This is a genomic window from Jannaschia pohangensis, from assembly GCF_900113875.1.
Classification (GTDB): domain Bacteria; phylum Pseudomonadota; class Alphaproteobacteria; order Rhodobacterales; family Rhodobacteraceae; genus Jannaschia; species Jannaschia pohangensis.
This window is the reverse complement of record NZ_FORA01000002.1, coordinates 162,505-178,843: the sequence shown is the minus strand read 5'-3', so window position 1 is coordinate 178,843 and position 16,339 is coordinate 162,505. Positions and strand designations below refer to the sequence as shown.

Sequence of the window (16,339 nt, the reverse complement as noted above, 5' to 3'; positions counted from 1 at the left end):
CTTCAAAGGTGGTCGTCGGGACCGGCAAGGTCAAGGATCACCGGAAAATGGTCCGACGCATCCAGCAGCGCCTGACCCAAGGTCCGGTCTGCGGCGGCCTTCGGGTCGTCGAAAGGGTGCAGAATGCGCCAGGTTGAGATATCGCGTAAGTCATAGCTGACCATAGCGAAGTCGAGCAGGGCGTTCAGATAGCGTTTCGCCGTGTTGTCCCAGAATCGCGCCGTCGCGGGCAGGGCCGCGCCCATGCGGGGCGTCTTGGCACTGGGATCGTAGAGCGCGGTGGTCCCTTCGCCCTGCACGATTTCGACCCCGGAGCGGCCGAAGAGGGTTTCGAACCGATCGAGGCCCGGACCATCGTTGAAATCGCCCGCGACGATCAGGCGTCTCCCTTCGGACAGCCGTTGGTCCACGCGGCGACGCAGCCAGATGCATTGCGCCAGCTGCTTGCGCCGGTTCAGGATGTTGAGGCGAAGTTCGTCCTGCGCGTCCGTCGCTCCATGGGCAGCCTTCGACTTGGCGTGAACCCCGATCAGGTGAAGGGGCCCGACCGGCGTTTCCAGATCGAGCTCCAGCGGCGGTTTCGACCAGACCAGCGTCTCGGCCCGCAGGTCGGTGTCGAGGTCGAAGCCGAGTGTCCCGTCGAATCGCGGGGCCTGCTCGGTGCTTCCGGGGGCGTGGCGCGGCGTCACTCGGGCCGGATCGAAAAGCAGGGCGATTTCCTGTTGGGTGTCGTTCGCAAACCCGAGGATGGCCCTGTTCGTCCGCAGGCCCGCCTCTTCGGCGAAGGTTTCCAGCGCGACACGGCTCGACCGGCGCTGGCTGTCGTCGGGGGCCTCGATCACCAGGATGGCGTCGGCGTCCACCGCGCGCAGAACCTCGGCAATCGCCTCCAGCTGGCGCGCCTTGGTGATCCGGTATCGGGCCGACCAGTCCTCGCCGGCATCCAGGGTGCCATCGTCGTGGAACAGCCGGTCGAACCATTCCACGTTCCAGGTGGCGAACCGGAAGGCCATCAGCCTGCGCCGCCCTGAATCTTCTCCCACGCCCGGTTCACTGCGATGAGCCGCTTTTCGGCCAGTTTCACCGCCTCTTCGGGCAGGCCGCGCGCCATCAGCCGGTCCGGGTGGCTGTCGCGGACGGCTGTGCGCCAGGCGGCCCGGATCTCCTCCATCGGCGTGTCGGGACTGACCCCCAGAACGTCATAGCAATCGGGCTCCACCCCCGGCACGAACCGCGTCTTGAGGGCGCGGAACTCGCGTTCGGACAGGCGGAAGATCTGGGCCACGCGGGTCAGGAAGTCGTCTTCGGCGGGATGATAGCGCCCGTCGGCCATGGCGATGTGGAACAGGCCTTCCATCAGGTCGCGCAGGGTCTCGCTGTCGTCGGCGAACATCGCCTTGATGCGGCGGGCGTATTCCTCAAACCCCGCGACGTCGGTGCGGGCCAGATCGAAGACGCGGGCGGCGTTGTCCATCTCGGAGGTGGGGATGGTGAACACCTCGCGGAAGGCCGCGACTTCCGACCGGGTGACCCGGCCATCCGCCTTGGCCATCTTCGCCCCGAGCGCGATGACGGCGATGGTGAAGGCGACCGACCGCTCCGGCGGGCCGCGCAGCCGGTCGAACAGGCCCGACAACGCCTCGCCGGGGGCTAGGCTGGCCAGGGCGGCGAGGATGCGTTGCCAGAGGGTCATGGCCGCAGTCTACCCCGACGTCAGCGCGACGAGAACGGCGATTTCGCACAATTGCTGACAGGCGCCCAGGACGTCGCCGGTCTGCCCGCCGATCTTGGTCCGCGCAAGCCAGCCGAGGGTCAGCAGCACCGCCGTCACCATCACACCGGCCAGCAACCCATGTCCGCCGGGCCCGATCAGGACCAGGGCGGCCAGAAGGATGCCGATCTGGGCGGCCGCAGCCGATGGCACCCCGCTGCCCCGCGACAGACCGTCGGCCCGCGCGGCAGGAAGCCAGCGCATCAGGATTGCCATGGGCGCGCGGCTGACGACGGCGGCGATCACCACGGTCGACAGCATGTGCCCCTGAACCAGGGCCGTCGCGATTAGGGACCAGCGGAGAAGAAGCGACAGGACCAGGGCGATGACGCCATAGCTCCCGACCCGGCTGTCGCGCATGATCTCCAGCCGCCGCTCGGGGGTGTAGCCGCCCCAGAAGCCGTCGCAGACATCGGCCAGCCCGTCCTCGTGCAGCGCTCCGGTCATCCCGATCAGGGCGACAAGCGTCACCGCCGCCGCCACCGCGGGCGTCACCCCCAGAAGGCCGACGCCCCACCCCAGAAGCCCCGCGATCACGCCCAGACCCCCGCCGACCAGAGGCCAGGCCCAGGCCGCATCGGCGGCGCGCGCCGTCGGTGTGCCGCGGACCGGCAGCCGCGTCAGGAGCATGATTGCCGAAACGAGGTCGGATTTCAGGGACATGTCGCCTCTCTCTGGCGGAAGGTCGCCCCGTCGCATATCGGTCGGGCGCGGGTCGGTAAAGACGGCCCTGACAGGAAACGTGACCGAAGACAGGGCCGACATGACCGATCTGAGTACTCTTGCCGCCATCCGATCCGCCCTCGCGGGCGCCCCGGCACCAGATGCCACCGCGCGCGACGGCGCGTCCGACCGCAACGGCCAATTGACCAAGCCGCCGGGCGCCCTGGGTCGGCTGGAGGATCTGGCGATCTGGTACGCAGGCTGGCGCGGCGAGGCCCGCCCCCGCATCACGGCGCCACAGGTTCTGGTCTTCGCGGGCAACCACGGGGTCACGGCGCGGGGGGTCAGCGCCTTTCCCGCCGAGGTGACCGTGCAGATGGTCGCCAACTTCAAGGCGGGCGGGGCGGCGATCAACCAGCTTTCGGACTTTGCCGGGGCGAAGATGGCGGTCCATGCTCTCGATCTCGACCGGCCGACGGCGGATTTCACCCAAGGTCCCGCCATGTCAGAGGCCGAAGTCTGCGCCGCTTTCGCCACCGGCTGGACCGCCGTAGATGCCGAGGCCGACCTTCTGGTGACGGGAGAGATGGGGATCGGCAACACGACCTCTGCCGCCGCCATCGCCGCCGCCCTTCTGGGCGGAACGGGATGGGCCGGGCGCGGGACCGGCGTGGATGACGCGGGTCTGGCCCGCAAGGAAGCCGTCGTCGCCGAAGGGTTGGCCGCCAACCCCGACCGCAGCGGTCTGGGCGTGCTGGCCGCATTGGGCGGTCGCGAGGTCGCGGCCATGGCCGGTGCGATTGCCGGCGCCCGGGCGCATCGCATCCCGGTCATTCTTGACGGCTTCATCTGCACCGCCGCCGCCCTGTGCCTTTTTGCCGAAGACAAGACCGCGCTGGATCACTGCGTCGCGGGGCACCTGTCCGCCGAGGGCGCGCACCAACGGATGCTGAACGCCCTGGGCCTCGACCCGCTCCTGTCGCTCGGGTTGCGTCTTGGGGAAGGGTCGGGGGCGGCGCTGGCCATTCAGGTGCTCAAGGGTGCGGTGGCCTGCCATTCCGGCATGGCGACCTTTGCCGAGGCGGGCGTGGCGGCGGGCTGACCCCGCCGACCCCGAACGGGCGGCACGCGCCCTACTGGTAATCCTCGGGCCGATCCCGCTGCGCCACCATGAAAGACAGCGCATCTGCCATCATCTTGGTCTCGGCCCCGCCGGTGACGCCGCCGATGCCGACGCGCCGACCGATCCGCCACCACATGCCCGGAACCCAGGCCCGGCCCGGGGCTTCGTGCAGGCGGATCAGGAAGCCGTTGGACGGCTTGAAGCTGAACAGGGCGCGGTCGACCGAGGCGATGTTGTCGATGGGCGCGATCTGCACGCCGTCTTCCTGCCGCAGGCCGCCGTCGTCGAGGACGATGGCCACCGACGATCCCTGCCACCCGCGCGTCGCCAGAACCAGTGCCGCAACGCCCATGCCGATGAGGAAGATCTGCCAGCCGAAGGTCTCGGGCGGATAGAGAAAGGCCAGCCAAAGGAGCAGCAGGCCAAGAGAGACCTGGATGACGAGGCCGACCACGCGGCGGGGCTGCGACGGGCGCAGGACATGGATGATGTCGTTCATGCGCCTGCCCTAGCGCCCTGCGCGTCGCCGCACAACTACGGTTCGCGGGGCCGCATTGCTCGCGGCCCGTCCTGTCCCTAGCTATTGGTCAACACCGGATGATCCGGCCAGCAGACAGGAGACCATCATGTCCCTCAGACCCGTTCTCGAAACCCGCCGCGCGCAACCGCATATCGAAGGCGCCGGCGTCCACCTTCACCGCGCCTTCGGTTTCGGCGACCCGAGCGAGCAGGACCCGTTCCTGCTGTTCGACGATTTCCGGGGCGACCACGAGGAGCTCTACAAGGAAGGCTTCCCCTGGCACCCGCATCGCGGCATCGAGACCATCACCTATGTCCTTGCCGGCGAGGTGGAGCATGGTGACAGCCTGGGCAACCGGGGTGTTCTGGGGGCGGGATCGGTTCAGTGGATGACCGCCGGGTCGGGCATCCTGCACCAGGAGATGCCGCGCGGAAACGCCCAGGGGCAGATGCACGGGTTCCAGCTTTGGGCGAACCTTCCGTCGTCGCTCAAGATGACGACGCCGCGCTATCAGGACATCGGCGGCGACGACATTCCGGTCGTCATCGACGATGACGGCACGGCGGCGCGGGTCATCATGGGCGAGTTCTGGGGCAAGAAGGGCCCGGTCGACGGCATCGCCGCCGATCCGCAATACCTCGACATCTCGGTCCCGCCGGGTGCGCGCAAGACGATCAAGGTCGACACCTATCGCCAGACCTTCGCCTATGTCTTCGCGGGCGCGGGCCTGTTCTCGGATGCCTCGGCGCCCGAGGGCGTCTTGCTGGAGAAGGAATACATGGGGCAGGAGGTCAACATCCGCGACCTGTCCGGCAACCGCACGCTGGTCCGCTTCGGGACCGGAGACGAGATCACGGTTCAGGCCGGCCCCGAGGGCGTCCGCTTCCTGCTTGTGTCGGGCGCGCCCCTGAAGGAGCCGGTGGCCTGGCATGGTCCCATCGTGATGAACACGCAGGAAGAGCTGATGCAGGCGATGCGGGACCTGCGCAACGGGACGTTCATCAAGCCCGCCCACTGACCCGGCGGTCTGAAGCGTAAACTGCAACCGGCCCTGCCATGGGCCGGTTGTATCCGGTCCGGGGTTACTTGCCGCCCTGCCACCACAGGAAGGCGGTGACGAGGCCGATCACGAGGAGCAGGTTCAGCGCCACGCCGCCGACCCGGGCCGACCAGAAGCGGCGGCGGTATTTTCCCTCGGGCACCTGGGCCAGCGCGCGCTCCAGCAGGTCGCAGGTCGCGCGCGCGCGGGAGACATTGAGCGTCTTGGCGGTTGCGGGGCTTGCCAGCCGGGCGCGCACGTCGACCAGCTCCCGCGCCTGCCGCAGAACGGGCCGGGGCAGGCGGCCGCGGGCGGCGCGCAGCAATCCGCGCAGATCCTGCCGTGGAAGGTAAAGCCGGTCGGCCATCGCATCCTCGAGAGCGGTGATGCGGGTCAGAAGGTCGTTGTGCATTCCCCGAGTTACGGGCAGCGCGGCCTGTCTGGCAATCCTTCGATTGCGCGGATATCCCGTTTCCATGTTGAACACGATCCGCCATGGCACCCCGACCGACCGCCCCCCACTGCTGATTGCGCACGGTCTGTTCGGGTCGGCGCGCAACTGGGGCGTCATCGCCAAGCGCCTGTCGGACAGCCGCGCGGTGATCGCCGTCGACATGCGCAACCACGGCGACAGCCCCTGGTACGACAGCCATTCCTATCCCGACCTCGCTGCCGATCTGGCCCGGGTGATCGAGGCGGAGGGCGGGCCGATGGACGTTCTGGGTCATTCCATGGGCGGCAAGGCGGCCATGGTTCTGGCGCTGACGCGACCCGAGTTGGTCCGCCGCCTGATCGTCGCCGACATCGCACCCGTCACCTATGGCCACACGCAGGCCCATCTGATCGCGGCGATGCGCGCGGTCGATCTGGAGCGCGTCACCCGCCGCTCCGAGGCGGCGGAGCAACTGGCGCAGGTTCCCGATGATGGGACGCGCAGTTTCCTGCTGCAATCGCTGGATGTCGCCGGGAAACGCTGGACGCTGAACCTCGATGTGCTGGAGGCGGAGATGCCCGCGATCATCGGCTTCCCCGAGATGGAGGGCGTGTTCGAGGGGTCCGCGGTCTTTCTGTCGGGAGGGGAGAGCGATTATGTCCGGTCCGAGCACCGGCCGGCGATCAAGGCGCTGTTCCCGAAGGCGAGGTTCGCGAAGATCCCCGAAGCAGGCCATTGGCTTCACGCGCAGAAGCCCCGCGAATTCGAGGCTTCGGTGCGCGCGATCCTCGACGCCTGAGCGGCGTCACGGCCGGGCCGGGGGCCAGCCCCCGGACCCCCGGAGTATTTGCAAAGCAGAGAAGATCAGGCGGTCAGGCCCGCAGGTTCCGGTAGGCCGTTGGCGCGGCAGCAGGCCGTCAGCGTATTGGCCAGCAGGCAGGCGATGGTCATGGGGCCGACGCCCCCCGGCACCGGCGTGATGGCCCCCGCGACGGCGGCGCAGCTGTCGAAATCGCAGTCGCCCACGAGGCGGGTTCGGGGCGTGCCATCTTCCTTCAGGCCCGCGTCGATCCGGTTGATGCCGACGTCGATGACCGTGGCCCCGGGCTTGATCCAGTCGCCGGTCACCATTTCGGCGCGGCCCACTGCGGCGACGACAATATCGGCCCGGCGGACCACCTCGGGCAGGTCCCTGGTGCGGCTATGGGCGATCGTGACCGTGCAGCTGTCGCCGAGCAGAAGTTGCGCCATGGGTTTGCCCACGATGTTCGACCGACCGATCACCACCGCGTTCATCCCCGAGAGCGACCCGTGGTGATCGCGCAGCATCATCAGGCATCCGAGCGGCGTGCAGGGCACCATCGCCTTTTGTCCCGTCGCCAGCAGGCCTACGTTCGAGATGTGGAAACCGTCGACGTCCTTGGCGGGGTCGATGGCGGCCAGAACCTTGTCGGCGTCGATGTGACCGGGCAGGGGCAGCTGGCAGAGGATGCCATGGACCGCAGGGTCCGCGTTCAGGCGCGCGATCACGGCCAAGACTTCGGCTTCGGGGGTGTCGGCGGGCAGCTTGTGCTCGAAGCTTTCCATGCCGACTTCGACCGTCTGCTTGCCCTTGTTGCGGACATAGACGGCGCTGGCGGGGTCCTCGCCGACCAGAATGACGGCCAGACCGGGGGTGATGCCGGATGCCCGGACCCGCGCCACTTCTTCGGTCACCCGCGCGCGGACCTTTGCCGCGAATGCCTTGCCGTCGATGATCTCAGCCGTCATCCGTTATTCCTCACTTACTTTCGGCGTGAACCCGACAGGGGTGCCGGGTTCACGCAGGTCTTGTCGCCGGGGCCTCAGAAAAGGCCCTCGACCTCGCCCGCTTCGTTGAGCCGGATCGTCTCGGCCGAGGGCACACGGGGCAGGCCCGGCATGGTCATGATATCGCCGCAGACCGCCACGACGAAACCCGCGCCCGCCGACAGCCGCACTTCGCGAACGGGGATCGAATGGCCCGTCGGTGCACCGCGCAGGGTCGGGTCGGTGGAAAACGAATACTGGGTCTTCGCCATGCAGACGGGCAGATTGCCATAGCCCTGATCCTCCCAGGCCTTGAGCTGGTCGCGGATCTTGCTGTCGGCGACCACTTCGTCGGCGTGGTAGATGCGCTTGGCGATGGTCTCCATCTTCTCGAAGAGCGGCATCTCGTCGGGATAGAGGGGCGCGAATTTCGAAACGCCGGAGTCGGCGATTTCCGCCACGCGGGTCGCCAGCTCGGCCGAGCCCTTGGAGCCGTCGGCCCAGTGGCGCGACACGATCGCCTCGGAACCCTGGCCCGCAACGAAATCCTTCACGGCCTGAACCTCGGCTTCCGTGTCGCCGGTGAAGTGGTTGATCGCGACGACGACCGGGACGCCGAAACCCTTGAGGTTGGCGATGTGCCGCCCGAGGTTGGCGCAGCCGGATTTCACTGCCTCCACGTTCTCGGCCCCGAGGTCGGCCTTGGCCACGCCGCCATTCATCTTCATCGCGCGCACCGTGGCGACCAGAACCACGCAGTCGGGCGCGATGCCGGCCTTGCGGCACTTGATGTTCATGAACTTCTCGGCCCCGAGGTCGGCGCCGAAGCCCGCCTCGGTCACGACATAGTCGGCCAGCTTGAGCGCCGTCGTCGTGGCGATGACCGAGTTGCAGCCATGGGCAATGTTGGCGAACGGACCGCCGTGGACGAAGGCCGGGTTATTCTCCAGCGTCTGCACCAGATTGGGCTGCATCGCGTCCTTGAGCAGGACGGTCATCGCCCCGTCGGCCTTGATGTCGCGGGCGTAGACCGGGCTCTTGTCGCGGCGATAGGCGACGATCATGTCGCCCAGACGTTTTTGCAGATCCTTCAGGTCGTTGGCGAGGCACAGGCAGGCCATCACCTCGGATGCGACGGTGATGTCGAAGCCTGCCTCACGCGGGAAGCCGTTGCTGACCCCGCCGAGCGAAGCCGTGATCTGGCGCAACGCACGGTCGTTCATGTCGACGACCCGGCGCCAGACGACACGGCGGATGTCGATGTCGAGTTCGTTGCCCCAATAGATGTGATTGTCGATCATAGCCGACAGGAGCGAATGCGCACTGGTGATGGCGTGGAAGTCGCCGGTGAAGTGAAGGTTCATCTCTTCCATCGGGATGACTTGGGCATAGCCGCCCCCCGCAGCCCCACCCTTCATACCGAAATTGGGGCCAAGGCTGGCCTCGCGGATGCAGACCATGGCCTTCTTGCCGATGGCGTTCAGGCCGTCGCCCAGACCGACCGTCGTCGTCGTCTTGCCCTCGCCCGCCGGTGTGGGGTTGATCGCGGTCACCAGGATCAGCTTGCCGTTCGGGCGGTCCCGGACGGAGTTGATGAAGTCCTGGCTCACCTTGGCCTTGTCGTGGCCATATGGCAGCAGATCGTCGGTCCCGATGCCGATCTTCGCGCCAATTTCCTGAATCGGCCGCTTGGTGGCGGCACGGGCGATTTCGATGTCTGTCTTGTAGGTCATGGCGGCCTCCCTCTGGTCACGCGCAGGCATGACACAACGGGTAATCCCAGGACGAGGGGGGACATCGCGCGAAAACCGACATTCCGAAGTGCCTCGGCGTCGCCGGACGGTCTGGCCGCGTTCAATCGGAAACACGCGCGACAGATCAGGGCGCGAAAACGGATATCACGAAGGGTCACCACGAATCGCGGAACCGTAAGCAGTTGTTAATCGTTGGTGTGGCAAGAATGGATTATAAGGATGGGCAAGACTTCGCCGATCCAGACAGGAGACGATAGTATGACAGCCACCAGCATCTTCATTCACGCAGGTTTCGTGACCGGCTTGGCGCTTGCCATGCTGACGGGTCTCGTGCTGGCCTGACCGAATGGCGGGGGGCCGGTCAGCCCCCCTGCCACCCACGCTGATCCGGAATGTGCAGGCGAACGACGTCGCCGATCCGGACTGCTCCTTCCCTTTCCACCCAAGCCGTGACGCCGCGCCTGCCTTTGGCTGCCGCCTTAAAAGCCTTTCCGTGGCCCGGCGCATCCGCCTCGATGACCGGGGCGGGCAGGACGCAGGGACGGTTCTCCATATCGACAACGATCGTCGCACCTTCCGCAATCTGCAGGCGGGACGACGGCGGCAGATGCGTGAAATCGGGGATGCCCGAGATGACCATCGTGGCACCAATCCAACTTGGATCGAACGCTTCCAATCCGATGGATTTTGCCACCTCGACCAGTTCTTCGGCGCCGACGACCGAAAGTTGACGTGTGTTCCGGATCTGAGTGCCGCGGCGGTACTGCGAAGCGACGCGGCTGCAGGAAGGGCGGGTCAGACCGCCATGATCCTCGCCTTCAGGTCCGTCGAAATTCAGCATCAGGCTTTCCCGAGGCCGTGACGCCAAAGCCAGATCACGGGCGGGGACAACGCCAAGCCAGTCAATCCGGCCATAGATGTCGGTAGGTTTGAGCGCGGGCATGGCGGTTTCCTGATTGGGCTGCCTCCGCATAGCGACCCCGTTCGGATTGGGCAAATCACCAAAACTGGCGGACGTCATTCCCAAAGAAAATGGGCCCCGCAGCGGGGCCCATCGTCATGTTCAGGTCGTAGGCTCTGGCGAAAGGTCGGGGCCTTTCGGCTTGGGCTTGGTCTTCGGGATCGCCGTCAGACTTGAGCCGCCGCTGGTGTCGATGTGATCGTCATCGTCGTCGCGGTTCAGCGCCTCGCCGTTGATGACCTTGGTGATCTCGGCCCCGGTCAGCGTCTCGTACTCCAGAAGGCCCTGAGCCAGGTTCTCCAGCTGGTCGGCCTTCTCGGTCAGAATGCGCTTGGCGGTCTCGTAACCTTCGTTGATGATCTCCTTGACCTTGTCGTCGATCATCTTCTGGGTCTCGCTCGAATGCGAGGTGCCGCCGCCGTAGGCACCCAGGTAGGATTGCTGCTCATTGGCATAATCCACCAGACCCAACTCGTCGGCATAGCCATATTGCGTGACCATTGCGCGCGCCATCTGGGTGGCCTGCTTAATGTCCTGGCTGGCCCCCGAGGTCACGTTTTCCTTGCCGAAGATCAGCTCCTCGGCGACGCGCCCGCCCATGGCCATCGCGATGCGCGACGTGAACCACAGATAGCTGGCCGAAATGCGGTCGCGCTCGGGCAGCGACAGGACCAGACCGAGGGCACGACCGCGCGGGATGATCGTCGCCTTGTGGATCGGATCATGCTGCGGAACGTTCAGGCCGACGATGGCGTGACCCGCCTCGTGGTAGGCGGTCAGTTTCTTCTCGTCTTCGGACATGACCATTGAGCGGCGCTCGGCCCCCATCATGACCTTGTCCTTCGACTGCTCGAAATCCTCCATCGTGACGACCCGACGCCCGATGCGTGCGGCCATCAGGGCCGCCTCGTTCACGAGGTTGGCAAGGTCGGCACCCGAGAACCCGGGCGTGCCGCGTGCGATGATCCGCAGGTCGACGTCGGCCCCGAGCGGCACCTTGCGCGAATGGACGCCGAGGATCTTCTCGCGGCCCTTGATATCCGGGTTCGGCACCTGCACCTGGCGGTCGAAACGACCCGGACGCAGCAGCGCGGGGTCCAGAACGTCGGGACGGTTCGTGGCGGCCACGATGATGATGCCTTCGTTGGCATCAAAGCCGTCCATCTCGACCAGAAGCTGGTTCAGGGTCTGCTCGCGCTCGTCATTGCCGCCGCCATAGCCCACGCCACGCGACCGTCCGACGGCGTCGATTTCGTCGATGAAGATGATGCAGGGCGCGTTCTTCTTGGCCTGCTCGAACATGTCGCGGACGCGGCTTGCGCCGACGCCGACGAACATCTCGACGAAGTCGGAGCCGGAGATGGTGAAGAATGGCACGCCCGCCTCGCCGGCCACGGCACGGGCCAGCAGGGTCTTACCGGTACCCGGAGGGCCGACCAGCAGCGCGCCCTTGGGGATCTTGCCACCAAGGCGGCTGAATTTCTGGGGATTGCGGAGGAATTCGACGATTTCCTCAAGGTCTTCCTTGGCCTCGTCGATGCCCGCCACGTCGTCGAATGTGACGCGCCCGTGCTTTTCGGTCAGCAACTTGGCCTTGGACTTGCCGAAGCCCATGGCCCCGCCTTTGCCGCCGCCCTGCATCCGGTTCATGAAGAAGATCCAGATACCGATCAGCAGCAGGAACGGCAGCCAGAGCGTCAGCGCGCTGAGGAAGCCGGATTGTTCCTGGCTCTTGGCCGAGAAGTTGATGTCATTGGCCAGCAGCGTTTCGGCCACGTCGACATCGGCGGGCTTGATGGCGATCTTCTGGCCGCCCGTCGCGCTGTTGTAGATGACCCGTTCGCCATCCAGTTCGACCGACGTGACGGACCCGTTCTCAACCTCGGCGATGAATTCGGAATAGGAGGCTTCCTGAGCCGACCTCGCCGTGTTGCCGCCCGAAAAGATCTGGAACATGGCCATGACCAGAACGAAGAGAACCACCCAGAAGGCGATCGTGCGCGCGTTTCCCAAAGAAAATCTCCGAAAGCTTGCGGCAACTCATCAGGATGCCGAGGACGTTTGGACCAAATATAGGGCTGCGACCCCCCGGGTTCAATTGAAGATCGGTTCGCGGCGGCGCAAGGCCGCAGCGACCGATCCTTCGACTTTTATGCGATAGGCGCCGGGAAGGCCCGCGGCGGGGGCCGCCAGCAGACTTCCGTCCTGTCGGATGGCCGGGGTTGTCATCGCCGAGGCGCGGGGCAACACGCCGCCTCGCCAGGGGGTCTGGTCGATATCCCGGCCAAGCGCGCCGATGGTCAGGCCGGGTGCGACCGGCCCCTCGACCAGCCAGCGGCGGTCCCAGACCTTGCCGAACTTGACCTCGGGCGGGCAGTCGGCCTCTTCGCGAAACAGCCGCACGCCCGCCGCGTCGCACATGATGCGGCACCCGGCCAGCGTGATGCCGCCGGTCGCGGGGTCAGCAACATAATCCAGAAGGCGCTTCTGTTCGTCGGCGCGTGGCGTGGCACGCCCGCCGATCCAGGCTAGGGCGGCAAGGAGCAGGCGGCGCAGGCTGTCGGGTTCGGATGCCGCGAGCTCGCGCGCATGTTCGGTTTGAAGCACCACATCGCTGACCGTCGTGACGAAGACATCTTCGGCAAGGTCCGCGAGGCGGGTGTTGTAGGCCTGCGCGGCCTCGGCCAGATGACGCGCACTGCGGGCCAGATGGGCGTCGGACCACCCGAGCATCGCCAGCGCCTTGCGGATCTCCACCCTCTCGAAGCGGCTGTCCTCGTTCGAGGGATCTTCGATTGGCGTGATGCCTGCGCGGGCCAAGATGTCGCGCAGGGCCAGCCGAGCGATCGACAGGAACGGCCGCGCCCAGGTCTGGCCGCGCGCGTCGGTCCAGCATTCGGGCATCTCGGCCAACCCCTCCAACCCCACGCCACGTCGAAGTCGCATGACCAGGCTTTCGGCGACGTCGTCCTGCGTATGCCCGAGCAGGACGGGCGACAGGTGGTGCTGCGCGGCCCATTCGCCCAAGGCGGCATAGCGGGCCTGCCGCGCGCGGGCCTGAAGGTCGGGTCCGTCGCGCAGCGCCAGGGTCAGGATGTCATGTGCGATGCCCCGTTCGGCGCAGAGCGCCGCCACCTGCCGTGCTTCCTCGACCGCTTCGGGGCGCAGCCCGTGGTCGACGGTCGCCACGCGGAAGCTGCGGTCGGTCGATTGCGCGTGGGTCTGGGCGGACAGGAGCAGGGCAAGGCTGTCGCCGCCACCCGAGACCGCGATGCCGAACCTGCGATGCCCGCCGCCGAGCGGCCCGTCGAAAAGACGGGCGATGGCGGCGGCGGGGGTCACATCATCCTGCGCAGCCAAGCCCTGCCCGAGCGGAATTCGCCTGTTCGACGGCAGGCGATTGCGGGAAGCGGATCGCCACTTCGGAGAGCGTCAGGCAGGCTTCGTCCCGTTGCCCCAGGGCCCCGAGCGAGGTGCCGAGACCGACGAGAGCCTGGGGTGCCTGCGGCCCCTCGGGGGTGCCCGAGAAGCTTTCGAGATAGGCGCGCGCGGCGCCCGCGTGCTGACCATCGCGCGACAGGGCCTGACCGCGAAGAAACTGTGCTTCGGCGGTCAGCGGACCCGTGGGATAGGACGTCACGAATTGTTCGAACGCCTGTGCCGCGGCAGCGTTGTCCCCGCTGTCGAGTGCGGCGCGGGCGCGGTCGAAATCACCCTGTTCGCCCACGGCCAGTTCCGGCACGGGGGCGGTCTGACCGCCGGTCGCGCCGATGCCGATGTCGGTCCCGGTGCCGGTTCCGGCGACCACGGGCGGTTGCGCGACCGTGCCGCCGGTCCGGTCCGGACGCTGGACCGGCACGGGGCCGGACAAGGGCCCCGAGGACGAGGTGCCGCCGCCGGTCGTCCCGCCTGCGGGGGCGGGCGTGCCGGTGTTCTGGCCCAAAGGCGCGGGCGCGGGCAGGGAAGCCAGATCGCAGTCCGGTGTCAGCTCGCAAAGCTGGAACCGCAGGTCTTCGATCCTGTTGCCGCCGTCCCGGGCCACGGATTCGACGCGGAATTGCAACCGTTCGGTCGCCTGCGTCAGCCGCTGCAGCTCCGTTTCGATGGCGTTGACGCGGTCCAGCACCGTGGAGCCGCTGACGGCACCACCGGTGGCGCCGGTGGTGTTCAGCTCACGGCCCAACAGTTGCATTTCGCTTTGCAGGACGCTGAGTTGCTGGCGGATGTCGGCCAGCGTCTCGGACTGCTGCGCCGCCACGGGCAGCGCGATCGTCAGCGCAAGGGCCAGGGTGGCGGCGCGCAGCATCAGACGCCCGCCCCGGCGGCGAGAACGGTCACGGACCGGCGGTTCTGGCTGTAGCAGGCTTCGGTCGAGCAGACCTGGAGCGGACGCTCCTTGCCGTAGCTGATGGTGCGCAGGCGATCTGCCGACACGCCCTGGCTGATGAGGTAGTCGCGCACGGCATTGGCGCGGCGACCGCCCAGGGCCAGGTTGTAGGAGCGCGTGCCCTGCTCATCCGCGTGACCTTCGATCAGCGCGGTGTAGCTTGGGTTCGAGTTCATCCACTGGGCCTGACCGGCCAGGGTGGCCTGTGCTTCCGACGACAGGCTCGACTGGTCCACCGCAAAGAGGACGCGGTCGCCGATGGTCTGCTGGAAGTAGGCGACCGAGGTCGGGTCGTTGGCGCTGCCCGCGACGATCCCGCCGGCACCGGCGCCCGCGCCATTGCCGAAGCCGTCGCCGCTCCCGTCGCCACCTTGGCCAAGTCGATTACCGCAGCCGGTCAGGGCCAGTGCCGCGATCAGAAGAAGAGCTGTTGTTTTCATGGTCGTATCCCTAGCGAAGAAGCGGACCCCAGGCGGGGTCGGAGGCGGCCGCTGGCGTGGCGGCTCGTTGAAGATTGCGGCCCGAGATGTCCACCGTATAGAGCGCCGGGGCGCCATTGGCCCCCGCCGTCTCGCGGGTGAACATCACGACGCGGCCATTGGGGGCCCAGGTCGGACCCTCGTCGAGGAATGCACCGGTCAGCAGACGTTCCTCCGAGCCATCGGTGCGCATGACACCGATGTGGAAACGCCCGGCGTTCTGCTTGGTGAAGGCGATGAAGTCGTTGCGCGGCGACCAGACCGGCGTGCCATAGCGGCCCTCGCCAAAGCTGATCCGGGTTCCTTCGCCGCCCGCGGCGTTCATCACATAGAGCTGCGGCGCACCCGAGCGGTCGCTCTCAAAGACGATCTGGCTTCCGTCCGGCGAAAAGTCGGGGGCGGTTTCAATCGACGGGGCCGAGGTCAGCCGGGTCTGGGACCCGCTGCCGATGTCCAGAAGATAGAGGTCGGTATTGCCCGCGACTTCGGCGGAATAGACCACGCGGCTGCCATCGGGCGAGAAGCGCGGCGCAAAGCTCATGTTCTGGTCGACGCCGCCGACGGTGCGTTTCGCCAGCGATGCGACGTCGATCACGGTCACCTTGGGGAACCCGGATTCGTAGCCCGTATAGATGATCCGGCTGCCATCCGGCGAGAAGCGCGGGGCCAGCACGATTGAGTCGGACGAGGTCAGATACTGGACGTTTGCGCCGTCGTAATCCATCACGCCGATCCGCTTCTGACGCGCATCCTTGGGCCCGACTTCCGAAACGAAGACGACCCGGCTGTCGAAATAGGGGCCCTCGCCGGTGATCCGGCTATAAGCGGCATCGGCCACCTTGTGCGCCATGCGCCGCCAGCCATCGGCGGTGCCGACGAATTGCAGGCCTTCACCAAGAGGCGCCCCAGCATCCACGTCATACAAGCGGAACTGGACCACGATGCGGCCATCCCCCTCGACCAGGACCGATCCGGTGATCAGGGCCCGGGAGTTGATCGCGGTCCAGTCCGAGAACTGGATCGGGGCGTCAAAGCTGTCGATGCGGCCAACATGGGCGTCGCGCGGAATTTCGCGGAAGAGACCGGTATTCGAAAGGTCGGCGGCGATGACCCGGGTGATATCGTTCGCGAGGTCGGTGGCAGCGGGATTGCGCGCCACGAAGGTCGGAACGGCAAACGGCATGGGGGATAGGTTCGGATCCCTGATGACGATTCTGAGCTCGGCACTTGCCGGAGTGGTCATCGACCCCGCCAGCACCGCGGCCCCCATCAAGACCGAGACCGCCAATCGTCTGAAGAATGCTACGTTGAACATGCGTTTCACCCAAACTTCTCGTTTCTGTTATTGCGCCCGATTGTCATGCCGTTATCGCTGCGGACGTGCAGTTTCTCAAGCGCCGTGGACGCCGGGCCGTATTCGT

At 66.8% G+C, this 16,339-nt stretch carries 17 protein-coding genes; 4 read left to right on the top strand and 13 right to left on the bottom strand.

Features of this window, described 5'->3' with window-relative positions:
- Nucleotides 1–2: 2 nt before the first annotated feature.
- From BM002_RS07835 to cobS, 3 genes are read right to left on the bottom strand one after another with little or no spacing between them, the layout of a single operon-like run.
- The gene (locus BM002_RS07835; protein ID WP_342707305.1) at nt 3–1,043 is read right to left on the bottom strand and encodes an endonuclease/exonuclease/phosphatase family protein; all 1,041 of its coding nucleotides are present in this window, start codon (nt 1,041–1,043) and stop codon (nt 3–5) included.
- Complete coding sequence (locus BM002_RS07830; protein WP_092779238.1) at nt 1,013–1,693, bottom strand: molecular chaperone DjiA; 681 nt, start codon at nt 1,691–1,693, stop codon at nt 1,013–1,015. The genes BM002_RS07835 and BM002_RS07830 overlap by 31 nt, the downstream gene beginning before the upstream one ends.
- Nucleotides 1,694–1,702: 9 nt before the next feature.
- Nucleotides 1,703–2,434: an adenosylcobinamide-GDP ribazoletransferase gene (cobS, locus tag BM002_RS07825; protein ID WP_245749172.1), complete on the bottom strand. Its 732-nt coding sequence runs from the start codon at nt 2,432–2,434 to the stop codon at nt 1,703–1,705.
- Between the two features lie 100 nt (nt 2,435–2,534).
- On the opposite strand from cobS, the gene cobT reads away from it, so the two are divergent.
- Entirely contained in the window at nt 2,535–3,536 is a 1,002-nt protein-coding gene (cobT, locus tag BM002_RS07820) for a nicotinate-nucleotide--dimethylbenzimidazole phosphoribosyltransferase (protein ID WP_092779236.1), read from the top strand.
- A gap of 31 nt (nt 3,537–3,567) precedes the next feature.
- Here the strand turns inward: cobT and BM002_RS07815 are convergent, their stop codons facing one another.
- Nucleotides 3,568–4,056, bottom strand: a complete 489-nt coding sequence (locus tag BM002_RS07815; protein WP_092779234.1) for a hypothetical protein — start codon at nt 4,054–4,056, stop codon at nt 3,568–3,570.
- Between the two features lie 127 nt (nt 4,057–4,183).
- Between BM002_RS07815 and BM002_RS07810 the strand changes: the two genes are divergently transcribed.
- Entirely contained in the window at nt 4,184–5,095 is a 912-nt protein-coding gene (locus tag BM002_RS07810) for a pirin family protein (protein ID WP_092779232.1), read from the top strand.
- A gap of 64 nt (nt 5,096–5,159) precedes the next feature.
- Here BM002_RS07810 and BM002_RS07805 read toward each other — a convergent pair whose 3' ends face one another.
- Nucleotides 5,160–5,528, bottom strand: coding sequence for a hypothetical protein (locus tag BM002_RS07805; protein ID WP_092779230.1), 369 nt, complete (start codon nt 5,526–5,528; stop codon nt 5,160–5,162).
- A 64-nt stretch (nt 5,529–5,592) separates the two neighbouring features.
- Here BM002_RS07805 and BM002_RS07800 point away from each other — a divergent pair, with 64 nt between their 5' ends.
- Complete coding sequence (locus BM002_RS07800; protein WP_092779228.1) at nt 5,593–6,348, top strand: alpha/beta fold hydrolase; 756 nt, start codon at nt 5,593–5,595, stop codon at nt 6,346–6,348.
- A 65-nt stretch (nt 6,349–6,413) separates the two neighbouring features.
- On the opposite strand, the gene folD is transcribed toward BM002_RS07800, so the two are convergent.
- Together folD and BM002_RS07790 are read right to left on the bottom strand one after the other, a co-directional pair.
- Complete coding sequence (folD, locus tag BM002_RS07795; protein ID WP_092779226.1) at nt 6,414–7,319, bottom strand: bifunctional methylenetetrahydrofolate dehydrogenase/methenyltetrahydrofolate cyclohydrolase FolD; 906 nt, start codon at nt 7,317–7,319, stop codon at nt 6,414–6,416.
- A gap of 74 nt (nt 7,320–7,393) precedes the next feature.
- Nucleotides 7,394–9,070 carry a formate--tetrahydrofolate ligase gene (locus tag BM002_RS07790; RefSeq protein ID WP_092779224.1) on the bottom strand — a complete coding sequence of 559 codons (1,677 nt, stop codon included), beginning with the start codon at nt 9,068–9,070 and terminating at the stop codon, nt 7,394–7,396.
- A gap of 240 nt (nt 9,071–9,310) precedes the next feature.
- Here BM002_RS07790 and BM002_RS19630 point away from each other — a divergent pair, with 240 nt between their 5' ends.
- A complete protein-coding gene (locus BM002_RS19630; RefSeq protein ID WP_281243810.1) occupies nt 9,311–9,433 on the top strand; it encodes a hypothetical protein in 123 nt (40 codons plus the stop codon).
- Between the two features lie 19 nt (nt 9,434–9,452).
- Here the strand turns inward: BM002_RS19630 and BM002_RS07785 are convergent, their stop codons facing one another.
- The 6 genes from BM002_RS07785 to tolB all read right to left on the bottom strand — a co-directional run bounded on the left by BM002_RS07785 (nt 9,453) and on the right by tolB (nt 16,233).
- Nucleotides 9,453–10,034: an MOSC domain-containing protein gene (locus BM002_RS07785; protein ID WP_092780468.1), complete on the bottom strand. Its 582-nt coding sequence runs from the start codon at nt 10,032–10,034 to the stop codon at nt 9,453–9,455.
- 120 nt (nt 10,035–10,154) lie between these two features.
- On the bottom strand, nt 10,155–12,065 hold the full coding sequence (ftsH, locus tag BM002_RS07780) for an ATP-dependent zinc metalloprotease FtsH (protein ID WP_092779222.1): 1,911 nt from the start codon (nt 12,063–12,065) through the stop codon (nt 10,155–10,157).
- An 81-nt stretch (nt 12,066–12,146) separates the two neighbouring features.
- Entirely contained in the window at nt 12,147–13,412 is a 1,266-nt protein-coding gene (gene tilS, locus BM002_RS07775; RefSeq protein ID WP_175484834.1) for a tRNA lysidine(34) synthetase TilS, read from the bottom strand.
- Entirely contained in the window at nt 13,396–14,358 is a 963-nt protein-coding gene (ybgF, locus tag BM002_RS07770) for a tol-pal system protein YbgF (protein WP_092779218.1), read from the bottom strand. Before ybgF ends, tilS begins: the two co-directional genes overlap by 17 nt.
- Nucleotides 14,358–14,879 (bottom strand): peptidoglycan-associated lipoprotein Pal, encoded by a 522-nt coding sequence (gene pal, locus BM002_RS07765; RefSeq protein WP_092779215.1) that lies wholly within the window; start codon nt 14,877–14,879, stop codon nt 14,358–14,360. The genes ybgF and pal overlap by 1 nt, the downstream gene beginning before the upstream one ends.
- A gap of 10 nt (nt 14,880–14,889) precedes the next feature.
- Complete coding sequence (tolB, locus tag BM002_RS07760) at nt 14,890–16,233, bottom strand: Tol-Pal system beta propeller repeat protein TolB (RefSeq protein ID WP_092779213.1); 1,344 nt, start codon at nt 16,231–16,233, stop codon at nt 14,890–14,892.
- Nucleotides 16,234–16,339: the final 106 nt, after the last annotated feature.

Coding starts and splice junctions, on each gene's coding strand:
- BM002_RS07830 (WP_092779238.1), bottom strand. CDS start 1,693: ATGACCCTCTGGCAACGCATCCTCGCCGCCCTGGCCAGCCTAGCCCCC.
- cobS (WP_245749172.1), bottom strand. CDS start 2,434: ATGTCCCTGAAATCCGACCTCGTTTCGGCAATCATGCTCCTGACGCGG.
- cobT (WP_092779236.1), top strand. CDS start 2,535: ATGACCGATCTGAGTACTCTTGCCGCCATCCGATCCGCCCTCGCGGGC.
- BM002_RS07815 (WP_092779234.1), bottom strand. CDS start 4,056: ATGAACGACATCATCCATGTCCTGCGCCCGTCGCAGCCCCGCCGCGTG.
- BM002_RS07810 (WP_092779232.1), top strand. CDS start 4,184: ATGTCCCTCAGACCCGTTCTCGAAACCCGCCGCGCGCAACCGCATATC.
- BM002_RS07805 (WP_092779230.1), bottom strand. CDS start 5,528: ATGCACAACGACCTTCTGACCCGCATCACCGCTCTCGAGGATGCGATG.
- BM002_RS07800 (WP_092779228.1), top strand. CDS start 5,593: ATGTTGAACACGATCCGCCATGGCACCCCGACCGACCGCCCCCCACTG.
- folD (WP_092779226.1), bottom strand. CDS start 7,319: ATGACGGCTGAGATCATCGACGGCAAGGCATTCGCGGCAAAGGTCCGC.
- BM002_RS07790 (WP_092779224.1), bottom strand. CDS start 9,070: ATGACCTACAAGACAGACATCGAAATCGCCCGTGCCGCCACCAAGCGG.
- BM002_RS19630 (WP_281243810.1), top strand. CDS start 9,311: ATGGGCAAGACTTCGCCGATCCAGACAGGAGACGATAGTATGACAGCC.
- BM002_RS07785 (WP_092780468.1), bottom strand. CDS start 10,034: ATGCCCGCGCTCAAACCTACCGACATCTATGGCCGGATTGACTGGCTT.
- ybgF (WP_092779218.1), bottom strand. CDS start 14,358: ATGCTGCGCGCCGCCACCCTGGCCCTTGCGCTGACGATCGCGCTGCCC.
- pal (WP_092779215.1), bottom strand. CDS start 14,879: ATGAAAACAACAGCTCTTCTTCTGATCGCGGCACTGGCCCTGACCGGC.
- tolB (WP_092779213.1), bottom strand. CDS start 16,233: ATGTTCAACGTAGCATTCTTCAGACGATTGGCGGTCTCGGTCTTGATG.